The sequence below is a fragment of the Streptomyces sp. NPDC055966 genome, from assembly GCF_042269865.1.
Classification (GTDB): Bacteria; Actinomycetota; Actinomycetes; order Streptomycetales; family Streptomycetaceae; genus Streptomyces.
On the sequence record NZ_JBHJYK010000002.1, the window covers coordinates 111,140 to 124,963 of the forward strand.

A 13,824-nucleotide genomic window follows, 5' to 3' on the forward strand; every position below is an offset into this window, starting at 1 on the left:
ATCCCTCGATCGAGTGGTCGCGGCCCGTCTTCAGGGCGTCTCCCGGCCGACAGGTGCACCGGCGTGGTCGCACACCGACTGGAGCCAGGTCAGGCCGTGGGTCAGGCGCAGGGAGTCCAGGTCCTTCAGCAGGGTGCCGAGGTGGCCGGGGTGGGCGAGGTACTCGATCGTCGCCTCGGCGAAGGCGTCGCGCACCGAGGGCGGCATCGCGTCGGAGGCGTCGAAGCAGTGCACCGCACGGTCGTCGAGGAGGGTCGCGGCCAGGGTCCGGTGCCAGTCGGCGCCCCGGGCTGCGGGGGCGGGCTGGGCGTCGGGGCTGACCGAGAAGCCCGACTCCCGGGCGTTCCAGGCGCGTTGGGCGTCGACCGAGGCGAGGTAGCCGATCAGGGTGCGGGCCGGTGAGGTGTCGTGCAGCAGGGCGACCAGGTCGCCGGAGACCTCCCAGGCGTCCTCGGCCCGCGCCCCGGGGATCAGCCGGGCGGAGGGCTCGTACCGCCCGTCGGCCCGGTTCCAGAAGTCCTGGTTGCGGATGAAGGACGCCTGGTGCTCCAGCGTGCAGCCGCGCGGGGTGCGGGTGACCGGCCCGGCCGCGTTCTGGTACGGCGTCTTCAGCGCCCGGCGCACCAGGGCCGGGTCCCCGCCCGCGCCGACGAGGCGGCCCCAGGCCGTCCAGGCCCCCTGCACCTGCGCGGACCGCCAGGGCAGTTCACCGCGCGCCCAGCGCTGGTAGGCGTCCGGGCCGTACTGCTGGAGCAGGATGTCCTCGATCCAGTCGGTGCCGGGCCAGCCGCTGGTCGCCCCGGAGCCCATGCCGAGGCACCACTGCCCGGGCTGCCGCGCGGCCGCGGCGCGTTGCTGCGCGCTCAGGCCGCCCGGATACCAGACGATGCTCTTCAGGTCGGCCTTGAGCGGGAACCAGTAGACGTGCCCGTCCAGCGGCGTGGTCCAGGACGCGCCGAAGCCGGACCGGGGCAGCAGGCCGTCGAGCGGCTTCAGCTGTCCCTGCCGGGCGTAGTCGGCCAGTTCGCCGGGCCCGGTCAGCACCACCACGTCGGGCGGGGTGCCGGCCTCGACGTCGGCGCCGAGCACCTGGCTCTCGGCGGAGCTGCCCTGGTAGTCGACGTGGATGTGGTGCGTGCGCGCGAACGGGTCGAGGACCGTCTCGCGGAAGTTGCGCTCGTCCGTGCCGGTCCAGTTCGCCAGCAGGGTGACGGTCGGCTCCTGCCCGAGGGCGCGGACGCCGGCGACGAGGCCCGCCGCCAGCAGGACGAGGCAGCCCGCCAGCACGGTGAGGGTGCGCACCCGTCGGCGGCGCGGGGCGGCGCCGGGAGCGCCGGCGGGCGCGGGGGCGGTGGCCGGCGCGGGGCCGGTGTGCGGGGCGCTCACCGGGGCCTGAACCGGTAGTCGTCGATGTGCCGCCGCAGTCCCGTCTCGGCGAGGGCCATGAGCAGGATGCCTCCGATCAGGATCCACACCGCCGCCGACGCGCGGAAGCCGGTGTGGGCGAGGTACGAGGCGGTGTGCCGCCCCGCGTCGGTGATGAGCGGTCCGGACAGCGGGCGGTCGAGCAGGGCGCGGGTGTGCGCCATGCCCCGGTGCGTCCACGCGGTGAACAGCAGCGCGGTGACCACCCAGGCCACGAGCAGGCCGCCCGCCGCGAGGAGCCCGCGGTTGAACCGGCGGCGGAAGCGGCGGCGCAGGAACAGCTGGGTCTCCAGCAGGGCCGCGGCGAGCACGAGGGTCAGCAGCAGGGTCATGGTCCAGCCGCACCACAGCAGCGGCCCGAAGCCGGTCTGGCGGTGCACCGTGGCACGCAGCTGGGCGCGCAGCGCCGTCAGCCGGGCCCGGATGCCGGAGCCCTCGTCCGTCAGGACGCTGGTGGCGTAGCTCAGGTAGGCCTCGCGCAACACGCTGTCGGCGGGCTGGAGTTGGGCCTGCTGGACCTTGACTGCGTACACGGTGATCAGCCCGGCGACGGTCTGCAGGGCCTGCCGGCCCGCCGGCCCGCCGACGTCGTCCCCGGCGGCGGCCGCGAGACTCTGCGCGGCGACCGAGATCTGCTTCTGGAAGTCGCTGGTCGGCGCCGCCGCACCGGCGTCCCGCTGGGCCTGGTCGAGCGCGTACAGGGCCGTGTCGAGGGACAGCACGGCCGGCGCACTGGCGGTGCGCAGGGGATCCGCGTCCCCGTGCACCCCTTCGTACGACAGGAACAGACACAGCGTCAGCAGTCCCGACAGGGCCAGCAGCAGACGATGGCGTACGGCGAGGTCGTGCGCCGTGGCGCTGCCGGCCGCACCGGGGCGGCCGGTGTCGTGCGGGGGCGTGAGGGGCACGGACGCCGGGGTCATGAGGGGGATCCCCGCAGGGGTCGGCCGCAGTCGCCTCCGCAGTAGGCGGAGTCGGCCGGGCCGAGCCACCCGCACTCCGGGCACTCGACGAGGCCCCCGGGCCCGGGGCCGCCCTCCGGCGCGAGGCCGGCGCCGGGCGGCGGGCCGGGGGCGTGCGGCTCGGGCGGGGTCGTCAGCGCGCTGGAGAGGATCAGGTGCTGCCAGTCCACGTCCTTCAGGCCACTGCGGACCCGGCCCGTGCCCGGCCCGGCCCCGCCCTCTCCCCTCTCCTCGATGCGCCGCAGCGCGCCCACCAGCTGGGCGTCGTCCAGCTCGCCGGCCACCGCCAGCACCCGCGCCAGCGCACGGTCCGCCGCCGCCCGGCCCTCGCTGCCGCGCAGCCACGCCCGGTAGGCCTCGGCCACGGCGCCCTCCACCTGCCGGTACAGCTCACGCCGGCGCACCCCGGGATGCTGCCGGGAGGCGTCGAGCGGGTTGTCGGTCCAGCGCACCAGGACGGGCCTCGGCGGGGGCAGCCGCAGCGGGCGCCCGGCCTCGGGCACGACGACCTCCACGGCGGCGAGCTGGAGGTCCTCGCCGGTCTCGCGGCCGGTCGGGTCGGCGCTCAGGACGGCCTGGAAGTGCCGTACTTCGTCGCCCCAGGCCCGGGTGACGTACTCGGTGCCGCGGCCGCCGGAGCCGGCGGCCGGGACGGCGGTCAGCTCCTGCTCGTTCGGCACCACCTGGGTGACCCTGCGGATCACCGTGCCGGGGGTGGGGGTCAGTCTGATGCGCAGTTCGGGTACCGCCGTGCCGAGCAGGTCCCGCATCAACTCCTCGTAGGCCGCGGTCAGTTCGGACGCGTCGCGGACCGCTCCGGCCCGGCCGTGCAGCCGCCGGGTGATGCGCAGCAGCAGCTCGGCGTCCCAGTCGTCGCCGATGCCCCAGGCGTCGCAGACGAACCGGCCCTCGCACGCGTCCAGCGCGGTCTGCAGGGTCATGGCGGCCCGGTGGTCGTGCTCGTTACGCCCGTCGGTCAGCAGCAGGACGTGCTTGACCGGGGCGCTCTGCCGCGTCAGCAGCCGGCGGGCGAGGTCGAGCCAGGTGCCGATGGCGGTGCCGCCGTCCGCGTCCAGGATCCGTACGGCCCGCTCGGCGGCGTCGCGTTCGGCGGGCCCGGCGACCGCCATCGGCGGGCCGCCGGGCCCGGGATGGACCACCCCGGCCCGGAACCGCCCGGAGAGCACGGCGAAGGGCGTGCCGTCGGGCAGCAGCCGGACCGCGGCGACGGTGGCGTCCTTCGCGGCGTGCAGCTTGGCGGCCGGGTGGAGCATGGAGCGGGAGGTGTCGACGATCAGCACCTCGGCGAGCGCGGGCCCCGCCCCGGGGCCGGCGGCGAGCCCCGCCGCGCCGTGGCTGCTGACGCCGATCTCCAGGATCGCGTGCATCTCCCGGCCGGCAGAGCTCCCGGCCGTGGGCGGGGCAGCGGGCAGTTCCTTCTGCTGGCCGACCGCGAGCGTCACCTCGATCGGTCCGGGCACGGTCATCGTCGTCCCCCACGTGGTGGTCAGAAGGTGGTCGTCGGGCGGACCGCGTGGGCCAGGTCGAGGAGCCGGCCGTGCTGCGCGGCGGTGCGGGCCTGCGCGGCCAGCTGCCGGAAGGAGTGCTCCAGCAGGGCGCGCAGGCCGTCCTCGTCGCCGGGCCCGAGGACGTCCCCGGCGCACGTCTCGCCCCAGCCCGGCTCCGGCCGGCCGTACAGGGCGTGCTCGCGGACCTCGGCGGCCAGCCGGGCCCGGGACTCGCCGTCGGCGGCGCCGCCGTCCAGGCGCAGCTCGGGCAGCCGCCGGGCGGCGTCGGCCAGGTCGGCCGGTGAGGGCGGGCCGACGCGCAGGAGCCCGGCGCGGACGCGTACCGCCGCGATCCGGGCGGTGTCGTGGTGGCGGGAGGTGGCCGGGACGTCGTCGAGGACGTGGACGGCCGCGTCCCGGTCGCCGCGGGCCAGATGGCAGCGGGCCAGTCCGAACGCGGCGGCGGTGTGCGCGAAGTCCCGTTTCCACACGGCCTCGTAGAACAGCATGGCGCGGGCGAGGCACTGCCGGCGGACCCGCACGGCCTCGTCATCGGCCCCTGGCTCCGCCTCTTCGAGTGCTCCGGCTTCCGCTTCGGGTACGGCTGCCACGTGCTCCGAGCAGTAGCCGAGGGCCAGTTTGGGGACGTACTCGCCGGGCAGTGCGCCGTACACGGTGTCGAAGTGGTTCCCGGCCTCGGCGACTTCGCCCCGGCTGAGACGCAGGACGCCGCGGTGCCAGGCGATGCGCCAGTCGTGGGCGGCGGCGCGCTCGCCGAGCTGGGTCTCGGCCTCGGCGAGCCAGCTCTCGGCCTGCCGCTGCTCGCCGCGTCTGAGGTAGGCGCGGCACAGCCACAGCGCGGTCTCGGGGGTGCCGAGCCGGGCTTCGCGGGACCAGGCCAGGGCGACCTCGTCGGGGGCGTCGGGCGAGAACGTGTCCAGCAGCAGGGCGGCGCCGTCGTCGGGGTCGGGCACCGGCTCCGGGAGGGCGCCGGCGACCTCGGCGGCGCAGGGCGGGGCGACGCCCAGTGGTCCGGGCCGTGCGCCGGGGCGTGCGGTCCAGTGGTCCAGGGCCGGGATCGCGCCGAGCCCCGCGTCGAGGCTGGCGCCGGCGGCGCGGAACCGGGTGGAGCTCTCCGGCAGCTGCTCGCCGAACTGGAGCGAGCGGAACTCCCGCAGCACCTCCCACAGTTGGCGGGACATCTCGGCGGCCGAGCGGAAGCGGGCGGCGGGTTCGGGGTGGGTGGCGCGGTCGACGATCCGGCGGAAGGAGGCGGAGGCGAGCCCGCGGGCCGGTTCGGCGGCGCGGTGCAGGGCCTGGAGGGTCATGCCGACGGTGTAGAGGTCGCTGTCGACGTGCCAGCCGCGCCGGTCGATCTCCTCCTTGGGCGGGGCGAAGCCGGCCGTGTGGACGTAGGCGGAGGTGCGGTCGCCGATCGCGCGGACCGCGCCGAGGTCGATGACCTTGACCGCCCGGCCGAAGTGGATGACGTTGGCCGGCTTCATGTCGCAGTACAGCAGCCCGCGTTCGTGCATGTACTGGAGGGCGCCGAGGATCTTGCAGCCGTAGGTGAGGACGTGGTCGAGGCGGGGGCGGCCGTGGAAGATCCGCTCGGCGTCGTCGGCGTCGAAGAGCTGCTGGAGGGAGCGGCCGCCGATGTAGTCCATGACCAGGTAGCCGGTGGGCGGGCGGCCGGGGGCGCGGTGGTCGGCGTAGGTGATGATGCGGACGATGTCGGGGTGGTGCAGGGCGGTCAGGGAGCGGCGCTCCTCGACGGCGCCCAGGCGGGCGAGGGTGTCGTGGACGTCGATCCGGCCCTTGAGGACGACCCGGTGGCCGTCGGCGCGGGTGTCCTCGGCGAGATGGATCCAGCCGAGGCCGCCGCGGGCGAGACAGCCGAGGACCCGGTAGTGACCGGCGACCACGTCGCCCTTGTCCAGCTGGGGCAGGAAGGAGTACGGCGTGCCGCAGCGGGGGCAGCGGCCGGTGGCGCGGGCGGGCTGGCCGCCGTAGCCGAGGCCGACGGTCATGGTGCAGCCGTTCGCTCCGCAGCGGCGGCCGCCGGTGGGCGGGCGGGGGTCGGCCACGAGCACGTCGTCCGGTACGGGGACCTCCGGCAGGACGACCAGGCCGTGCGGGTCGAGTTCCCCGACCCCGGCGACCGCGTGCACGGCGGGCGGACCGGCGCTCTCCTCGGCGGCGGACGGCACCGGTCGCACGGCCCGCGCGGGCGGCTCGCCGGGCGCCTCGACGTGCCGGTGCCCGCAGGTGTCGCAGTAGCCGGTCCCCATGATGTGCCCCGCACAGCCGGGCCGGACGCATGAGATCACGACGTGCTCTCCTCTCCGGAGCGGGGGACACGGAGCGCCGGCCCCGGAATCCCGGGGTCGCCGTCGCCCCGCGCCGCGGCCGGGGGCCCACCCCCGGGAACCCCGGTGGTCGGGCGGCCGGGCACCGGCCCCGGGTCGCCGGGCGGGCCGGCCGGGTTCCCGTGTGCCGTCACCGTGCGTCCGGCACCGGCACGGGCACCGCCCGAACTGCCGTGCGCGGCATCCTGGTCGTCCGGTCCCGGGCGGCCCGGTCTCGCGCCCCGGTCCTGGGGGTGGGAGCCGTCCGGTGGCGGGGGCGGGGTGTCCCCCGGCCTCGCCGGGCTCCCCGACGCGGGCGGTGAGCAGAACGTGATGAACCGTTCGACGGCCGCCTCGGCGCACTCGATGTCGCACGGTGTGTGCCGCAGCACGGAGAGCGCGTCCTCGTAGCGCAGGTACGCCTCCATGACCGGGTCGCCGGACTCGGCCCGCGCACCGACCGCCCCCGAGGTACCGGCCGTCTCCGCCGCCGTCGCGGCGCGCCGGCGGCACAGGGGCCACTCGGCGCTGACCCGGCCGAGGAGTTCCTCGCGGCGGTGGAGGCGGGTGTCGAGGTGGCCGATGGCCTGTTCCAGACGTCGGCGGCGGCGCTCGGCGGCGTCCTCGAACGCGAACAGCTGCCCGGCGCGGCCGGGTTCGCGCTCGCTCTGCGGGGTGTGGGCGACCCACGCGCGCAGCATCCGGGTGCGCCGCAGGCCGCCCTCGGCCTGCTCGACCAGCCGCCGGGCGCCGGGGCCGGGCAGCACCCGGTCCCGGAGCCCGTCCAGGGCCGGGCCCAACTCCTCGACGATCCTGTCGAGTTCGCCGTGCAGCCGGACCCAGCGGTCGCGCAGCGGGCGGTTCACGAGCAGCTCGGTGGCGTGTTCGGCGTGCTTCCCCTCGCGGCGGAAGACCAGCAGCAGCCGGGCCCCCTGGCGGGCGAGCCGGTCCAACAGGCCGAGCAGGGCGGCGGGTTCGGCGGCCCGGTCGACGCCGACCAGGACCGCGGCGAGCGGGACGTGCAGCCCGCCGAGCCGTTCGGGCCGGGGGTCGTCGCGGATGCCGAGCCGGGCGGCGACGCGGTCCATGACCTCGGCGGCCGTGAGCCCGCCCGCGTCCAGGGCGAGATCGTGGGCGCCGGCCGGGGGCACGGTCTCGGGCGGGTCCTGGCTGAAGACGCTGGTGTTCCGGTCGGTGCGCAGCTCCCGGTCGGCGAGCGTGACGGCCCGGCCCAGGGTCCAGTCGCGGTCGCCGCGCTCGGGGACGACGGTGACCAGCACCGGCCAGCCCTCGCCGCGGAACCAGGAGGCGAGTTCGGTGGCGAACGGCACGTCGAGCGCGCCGGGCGTGTCCTGGGCGCCGGTGCGCAGCCGGGGGTCGACGGCCTCGGCGCCGTCGGTCCAGGCGGCGACCTGCGGCAGATGGCTGAGGATGGTCTCGGTGGGGCTCATGTAGCTGAAGGCGGAGGGGGTTCCCTCGTCCACGCTGAGGACGATGCCGATGACCCGGCCGGTCGCGTGGTCGACCACCGGGCCGCCGCTGAAGCCGGGTGCGGCCAGCTCGCCGGGGGTCCGCGGGCGCAGTTGCACCTGGCTGTCGCGGCCCCGGGCGGCTTCCAGCGTGGCGCCGTGCCAGCGGCCGCCGTCGTCGCCGTCCGGGAAGCCGTACATGCTCACCTCCCCGTACGGCACGGCGAGCCGGTGGAGCCGGGTGGTGTGGCCGTCGGGCAGGCGTCGGTCCAGGCGGAGCAGGGCGAGGTCGCCGCTGCGATCGCCGAGGCCGTCCTCGCGCTGCGGCACGTGCTCGTCCTCGCGGACGGTGGCGGGTACGGCGTCCAGGCCGGGCACCGCGACCAGGCGGACGGCGTAGCGGCGGCCGGGCGCGACGACGTGCGCGGCGGTGAGCACGCGGTCCGGGGCGAGCAGCACCCCCGCACCGAGCACCTGTCCGTCCGGCGCCTCGATGCGGGCGATCCAGGACGGCATCCGTAACCGCGTCGTGACGGCTCGCTCCCCCGTGCGCGTCATGGCCTCCAAGTTACTCCGCGTACCGATCCACTCCTACTGGTGTGCACGGGGACGTTGCCGAGAGGCGGGGACCGGGACGAGCGAGGGGCTGTTCAGTGCGCGTGCAGCGCGGCCAGCACCTGCGCGTCGGTGAGCTGCTCGAAGTCCTCGTACCACTGCCCCACCGCGGCGAAGCCGGCCGGCCGGTGCGGGCAGACGACCGTGTCGGCCTCGCCGGTGAGCGACTGGACCGAGTCGGGGGCGCCGACGGGTACGGCGAGGACGAGGTGGGCGGGCCCGCGGCGGCGGACGTGGCGCAGGGCCGCGCGGGCGGTGGCGCCGGTGGCCAGCCCGTCGTCGACCACGATCACCGTGCGTCCGGCCGGGTCGGGGGGCGGGCGGCCCGCGCGGTAGCGCTCCTCGCGGCGGCGCAGTTCCCGCCGCTCGCGTTCGACCGCCGGGGCCATGTACTCCTCGGTCAGACCGAGCATGTCGAGGGTGGCGGCGTCGAAGAGCGGCGGGTCGTCCGCGGCGAGCGCGCCGACGGCGAACTCCTGGTGGTGCGGCGCGCCGATCTTGCGGACGACGAGCACGTCCAGCGGGGCGCCGAGGGCGCGGGCGACCGGCTCGGCGACGGCGATGCCGCCCCGGGGCAGCGCGAGCACGAGGGGGTCGGCGAGGGACTCCCGCGCGCACAGGTCCACCAGCAGTCCGGCCAGTTCCCGCCCGGCCTCGGCACGGTCCCGGAAGCGCATGGCTGGTCCTCCTCCGCGCAGCCCCCTACCCCTCCATGGTGCTACGACCGTGCGGACCGAGGCGCCTCGGTAAAGATTTGGTTATACACCACATGTATAGTCCTGGCATGCCTCTTTGGACCGACACGATCCCGACGACGAAGCGTGCCTCCCGGAAGATGCGCGCGAGCACCCGAAGGTTGCGCCCCGCCGCGCTCGCCTCGGCGGCCGCCGCCCTGGCCCTCACGCTGTCCGGCTGCGCCCAGGTCGACGCGATCTCGCCGAGCACCGCGCGGGCCGCCGCGGCGAAGGGGGCACCGGCGAGGCTCGGGACCGTCGACTGCCGCGAGGCCAAGTGCATCGCGCTCACCTTCGACGCGGGCCCCAGCGAGAACTCGGCGCGGCTGCTCGACATCCTCAAGGAGAAGAAGGTCCCGGCCACGTTCTTCCTGCTCGGCAAGAACCACATCGAGAAGTACCCGCAGCTGGTCAGGCGGATGGCGGCCGAGGGTCACGAGGTGGCGAGCCACACCTGGGACCACAGGATCCTCACCGAGATCTCCGACGCGCAGATACGGGACGAACTGAAGCGCCCGAACGACGCGATCGAGCGGCTCATCGGGCGCCGGCCCACGCTGATGCGCCCGCCGCAGGGCCGTACCGACTCCGACGTGCACAAGATCACGAAGGAGATGGGCATGGCGGAGGTGCTGTGGAGCGTGACCGCCAAGGACTACATGACCAACGACTCGGCGCTCATCACGAAGCGCGTCCTCGAACAGTCGTCGCGGGACGGGATCATCCTGCTGCACGACATCTACCCCGGCACCGTGCCCGCCGTGCCCGGCGTCGTCGACGCCCTGAAGGAGCGCGGCTACGTCTTCGTGACGGTGCCTCAGCTGCTGGCGCCCGGCAGGGCGGAGCCGGGCGAGGTCTACCGCCCCTGACGTCCGTCACGGGCCCTCTACGATCCTGCCGTGCCGATCTTTTCCTTCACCCGCACGGCCCCGCTCCCCCTCGACGAGGCGTGGCGCCGGCTCACCGAGTGGCCCCGCCACGCCGACGCGGTCCCGCTGACCCGGATCAGGGTGCTCACACCCCCGCCGACCGGGACGGGCACGCGTTTCGTCGCCCGCTCCGGCCTCGGTCCGCTGGCCGTCGACGACGTCATGGAGGTCACCGTCTGGCGCCCGCCCGCCGGCGACCGCCCCGGTCTGTGCCGCCTGGAGAAGCGGGGGCGGGTGGTGCTGGGCTGGGCGGAGATCGAGGTCGCGCGGGGGCCGGGGGGTCGCAGCAGGGTGGTGTGGCGGGAGGAGCTGCGGGTGCGGTTCGCCCCGCGGCTCCTCGACGGCGTACTGGAACGCGCGGCGACCGTGGTGTTCGGGCGAGCGGTCAACGGGTTGCTCCGGCGGCCGTGAGCGGCGCGCGGTGTGCCCTCGCGCGTCCGGGGAACTCAGTCCTTCCGCCCCGTCACCGCCACCGTCACCCCGAGCCCGATCATGGTCAGTCCGCCGATCCCGCCGACGGCGGACAGCCGTCGCGGCGAGCGCGCGAACCACTCCCGCGCGCCGGAGGCGACCAGCCCCCACACGCTGTCCGAGGCCAGCGCGATGACGTTGAAGACCAGTCCGAGCAGCAGCATCTGCCCGGTGACGTGCCCCTGACGGGGATCCACGAACTGCGGCAGCACCGCGGCGAAGAACACCATCGTCTTCGGGTTGGCCACGCCGACGGCGAAGCCCTCCCCCAGGGTCCGCAGGGACCCGTGCCCGGTGCCGCCGCCCGGCTGCGCGAACGCGGCCCGCAGCGAACCCCGTCGGCGCCACGCCGTGACGCCGAGGTACACGAGATACGCGGCGCCCGCGAGCTTCAGGCCGGTGAAGACGAGCACCGAGCGCTCCACGACCGAGCCGACGCCGAGTGCGACGGCCGCGACGAGCGCGTACGCGCCGAGGGTGTTGCCGGCGACGGTGGTCAGCGCGGCCCGGCGGCCGTGCGCGAGGGCGCGGCCGACCACGAACAGCACGCTGGGGCCGGGCACCACGATGAGCAGGAGGGACAGCGCCGCGAAGGCGGCCAGCCGGTCGGTGGGCACCATGGCCCCATGCAAGCCGGGCCCGGCACCGCCCCGCAAACCCTTTTGGCGCCGGCCGCTCAGGCCACCGAGCCGATCCGCACCGCCGGCCGGGACACCGGGTCGTGGTGGATCGGGGTGTGTGCGCCGGTCAGCGCGACCCCGCTGCCGCCGCGCCGGCAGGCGACGATCTCCGCGCCGATGGACAGGGCCGTCTCCTCGGGCGTACGGGCACCGAGGTCGAGGCCGATGGGCGAGCGCAGCCGGGCGAGTTCGAGTTCGGTGACGCCGACGTCGCGCAGCCGCTGGTTGCGGTCGAGGTGGGTGCGGCGCGAGCCCATCGCGCCGACGTAGGCGACCGGGAGCCGCAGGGCGAGCCGCAGCAGCGGCACGTCGAACTTGGCGTCGTGGGTGAGGACGCACAGCACCGTGCGGGCGTCGGTGTCGGTGCGCTCCAGGTACCGGTGCGGCCACTCGACGACGATCTCGTCGGCCTCCGGGAAGCGGGTGCGGGTCGCGAACACCGGGCGGGCGTCGCACACGGTGACGTGGTAGCCGAGGAACTTGCCGACGCGCACCAGCGCGGAGGCGAAGTCGATGGCACCGAAGACGATCATGCGGGGGGCGGGGACGGACGACTCCACCAGGACCGCGAGCGGGGCGCCGCAGCGCGAGCCCTGTTCACCGATCTCCAGGGTGCCGGTGCGGCCCGCGTCCAGGAAGGCGACGGCCTCGGCGGCGACGGTGCGGTCCAGTTCGGGGTGGGCACCGAAGCCGCCGTCGTACGAGCCGTCGGGGCGGACGAGGAGGGCCCGGCCCCGCAGCTCGGCCGGGCCGTCCACGATCCGCGCGACCGCCGCCGCCTCCCCACGGGCGGCGGCGGCCAGCGCGGCTGCGAGCACCGGCCGGGCGGGACCGTCCGCCCGGACCGGTGTGACGAGGATGTCGATGATTCCGCCGCAGGTCAGGCCGACGGCGAAGGCGTCCTCGTCGCTGTAGCCGAAGCGTTCGAGCACGGTCTCGCCGTCCTGGAGCGCCTGCCGGCACAGCTCGTACACGGCGCCCTCCACACACCCGCCGGAGACCGAGCCGATCGCGGTGCCGTCGGCGTCCACCGCGAGGGCGGCACCGGGCTGGCGCGGGGCGCTGCCGCCGACGGCCACGACGGTGGCGACGGCGAAGTCACGGCCCTGCTCGACCCACCGGTTCAGCTCCTCGGCGATGTCCAGCATCTCTCGATCTCCTCACGGGGTTGGTTTCCCCGGGCGTCGGCCCGGCTAGTGGACGCCGAGCCAGGCCTCGACGGGATGAAGGGCGAAGTAGATCAGGAAGACGACCGTCAGACCCCACATGAAGGCGCCGATCTCGCGGGCCTTGCCCTGGGCGGCCTTGATGGCGGTGTAGGAGATGACGCCCGCGGCGACACCGGTGGTGATGGTGTACGTGAACGGCATCAGGACGACGGTCAGGAAGACCGGGATCGCGGTGGCGCGGTCGGCCCAGTCCACGTGCCGGGCGTTCATCAGCATCATGGCGCCGATGACGACCAGGGCCGCGGAGGCGACCTCCTGCGGGACGATCGCGGTGACCGGGGTGAAGAAGAGGCAGGCCGCGAAGAACAGACCGGTGACGACGGAGGCGAGGCCCGTGCGGGCACCCTCGCCGACGCCGGTCGCGGACTCGATGAAGACCGTCTGGCCCGAGCCGCCCGCCACGCCGCCGATCGCACCGCCCATGCCGTCGATGAACAGCGCCTTGGACAGGCCGGGCATCCGGCCCTTGTCGTCGGCCAGCTCGGCCTCGGTGCCGACGCCGATGATGGTGGCCATCGCGTCGAAGAAGCCGGCGAGCACGAGGGTGAAGACGATCATGGCGATCGTCATCGCGCCGACCTTGCCCCAGCCGCCGAACTCGACGTGCCCGAGGAGCGAGAAGTCGGGCATCGACACGGCGCTGCCGTGCAGTTCGGGGGCGCCGTTGGCCCACTGCTTGGGGTCGATGACGCCGAGGCCGTTGAGGACCGAGGCGACGATCGTGCCGGAGACGATGCCGATGAGGATGGCGCCGGGGACGTTGCGGGCCTGGAGCATGAAGATCAGCAGCAGGGTGCCGGCGAAGAGCAGCACCGGCCAGCCGGTGAGCTGGCCCGCCGGGCCGAGGCTGAGCGGGGTCTCCGCGCCCTTGTGCACGAAGCCGGACTTGTAGAGTCCGATGAGCGCGATGAACAGGCCGATGCCCATGGTGATGCCGTGCTTGAGCGCGAGCGGGATCGCGTTCATGATCATCTCGCGCAGGCCGGTGACGACCAGCAGCATGATGACCACGCCGTACATCACGCACATGCCCATGGCCTGCGGCCAGGTCATGTTGGGGGCGACCTGCGAGGACAGCACGCCCGAGACGGACAGGCCGGCGGCGAGCGCGAGCGGCACCTTGCCGACGAAGCCCATCAATAGCGTGGTGAACGCGGCGGCCAGCGCGGTCGCGGTGATCAGCGCCTTCTGGCCGAGCGTGTCGCCGTGGACGTCCTTGCCGGACAGGATGAGCGGGTTGAGCAGGAGGATGTAGGCCATCGCCATGAAGGTGGTGATGCCGCCGCGCACCTCACGCGCGACCGAGGATCCTCTTATGGAGATGTGGAAGTACCGGTCGAGCCAGGACCGTCCGGCCGGGACGCGGCTGCCGTCACCGGCGTCGTCGGCTGCGGTCCTGGGCTCCACTGACTGCTGGGTCATGGGCCAACTCCCAAGGTTCACAGGGGCACCCG

11 protein-coding genes are annotated in these 13,824 nt (G+C 75.0%); 2 read left to right on the forward strand and 9 right to left on the reverse strand.

Features of this window, described 5'->3' with window-relative positions; genetic code table 11:
* Positions 1-30: 30 nt before the first annotated feature.
* The 6 genes from ACFC8N_RS04845 to ACFC8N_RS04870 form a co-directional block, all read right to left on the reverse strand.
* Positions 31-1,386: an extracellular solute-binding protein gene (locus ACFC8N_RS04845; RefSeq protein ID WP_376286442.1), complete on the reverse strand. Its 1,356-nt coding sequence runs from the start codon at positions 1,384-1,386 to the stop codon at positions 31-33.
* Entirely contained in the window at positions 1,383-2,348 is a 966-nt protein-coding gene (locus ACFC8N_RS04850; RefSeq protein ID WP_376286445.1) for a hypothetical protein, read from the reverse strand. Before ACFC8N_RS04850 ends, ACFC8N_RS04845 begins: the two co-directional genes overlap by 4 nt.
* Positions 2,345-3,874 (reverse strand): VWA domain-containing protein, encoded by a 1,530-nt coding sequence (locus tag ACFC8N_RS04855; RefSeq protein WP_362821212.1) that lies wholly within the window; start codon positions 3,872-3,874, stop codon positions 2,345-2,347. The genes ACFC8N_RS04850 and ACFC8N_RS04855 overlap by 4 nt, the downstream gene beginning before the upstream one ends.
* 20 nt (positions 3,875-3,894) lie before the next feature.
* The gene (locus ACFC8N_RS04860; protein WP_376286449.1) at positions 3,895-6,225 is read right to left on the reverse strand and encodes a tetratricopeptide repeat protein; all 2,331 of its coding nucleotides are present in this window, start codon (positions 6,223-6,225) and stop codon (positions 3,895-3,897) included.
* A complete protein-coding gene (locus ACFC8N_RS04865; RefSeq protein WP_376286452.1) occupies positions 6,222-8,270 on the reverse strand; it encodes a trypsin-like peptidase domain-containing protein in 2,049 nt (682 codons plus the stop codon). The genes ACFC8N_RS04860 and ACFC8N_RS04865 overlap by 4 nt, the downstream gene beginning before the upstream one ends.
* 92 nt (positions 8,271-8,362) lie before the next feature.
* Entirely contained in the window at positions 8,363-9,004 is a 642-nt protein-coding gene (locus ACFC8N_RS04870; protein ID WP_356035285.1) for a phosphoribosyltransferase family protein, read from the reverse strand.
* A 158-nt stretch (positions 9,005-9,162) separates the two neighbouring features.
* Here ACFC8N_RS04870 and ACFC8N_RS04875 point away from each other — a divergent pair, with 158 nt between their 5' ends.
* Together ACFC8N_RS04875 and ACFC8N_RS04880 are read left to right on the forward strand one after the other, a co-directional pair.
* A complete protein-coding gene (locus ACFC8N_RS04875; protein ID WP_376287101.1) occupies positions 9,163-9,930 on the forward strand; it encodes a polysaccharide deacetylase family protein in 768 nt (255 codons plus the stop codon).
* 30 nt (positions 9,931-9,960) lie between these two features.
* Positions 9,961-10,401, forward strand: a complete 441-nt coding sequence (locus ACFC8N_RS04880) for an SRPBCC family protein (RefSeq protein ID WP_376286455.1) — start codon at positions 9,961-9,963, stop codon at positions 10,399-10,401.
* A 35-nt stretch (positions 10,402-10,436) separates the two neighbouring features.
* On the opposite strand, the gene ACFC8N_RS04885 is transcribed toward ACFC8N_RS04880, so the two are convergent.
* The 3 genes from ACFC8N_RS04885 to ACFC8N_RS04895 are packed head-to-tail and all read right to left on the reverse strand — an operon-like array spanning position 10,437 to position 13,792.
* A complete protein-coding gene (locus ACFC8N_RS04885) occupies positions 10,437-11,081 on the reverse strand; it encodes a LysE family translocator (protein WP_376286458.1) in 645 nt (214 codons plus the stop codon).
* A gap of 56 nt (positions 11,082-11,137) precedes the next feature.
* Positions 11,138-12,289 (reverse strand): XdhC family protein, encoded by a 1,152-nt coding sequence (locus ACFC8N_RS04890; protein ID WP_376286460.1) that lies wholly within the window; start codon positions 12,287-12,289, stop codon positions 11,138-11,140.
* A 45-nt stretch (positions 12,290-12,334) separates the two neighbouring features.
* Positions 12,335-13,792 (reverse strand): NCS2 family permease, encoded by a 1,458-nt coding sequence (locus tag ACFC8N_RS04895; protein WP_356035296.1) that lies wholly within the window; start codon positions 13,790-13,792, stop codon positions 12,335-12,337.
* Between the last annotated feature and the right edge of the window lie 32 nt (positions 13,793-13,824).

Coding starts and splice junctions, on each gene's coding strand:
- ACFC8N_RS04850 (WP_376286445.1), bottom strand. CDS start 2,348: ATGACCCCGGCGTCCGTGCCCCTCACGCCCCCGCACGACACCGGCCGC.
- ACFC8N_RS04855 (WP_362821212.1), bottom strand. CDS start 3,874: ATGACCGTGCCCGGACCGATCGAGGTGACGCTCGCGGTCGGCCAGCAG.
- ACFC8N_RS04865 (WP_376286452.1), bottom strand. CDS start 8,270: ATGACGCGCACGGGGGAGCGAGCCGTCACGACGCGGTTACGGATGCCG.
- ACFC8N_RS04870 (WP_356035285.1), bottom strand. CDS start 9,004: ATGCGCTTCCGGGACCGTGCCGAGGCCGGGCGGGAACTGGCCGGACTG.
- ACFC8N_RS04875 (WP_376287101.1), top strand. CDS start 9,163: ATGCGCGCGAGCACCCGAAGGTTGCGCCCCGCCGCGCTCGCCTCGGCG.
- ACFC8N_RS04885 (WP_376286458.1), bottom strand. CDS start 11,081: ATGGTGCCCACCGACCGGCTGGCCGCCTTCGCGGCGCTGTCCCTCCTG.
- ACFC8N_RS04890 (WP_376286460.1), bottom strand. CDS start 12,289: ATGCTGGACATCGCCGAGGAGCTGAACCGGTGGGTCGAGCAGGGCCGT.
- ACFC8N_RS04895 (WP_356035296.1), bottom strand. CDS start 13,792: ATGACCCAGCAGTCAGTGGAGCCCAGGACCGCAGCCGACGACGCCGGT.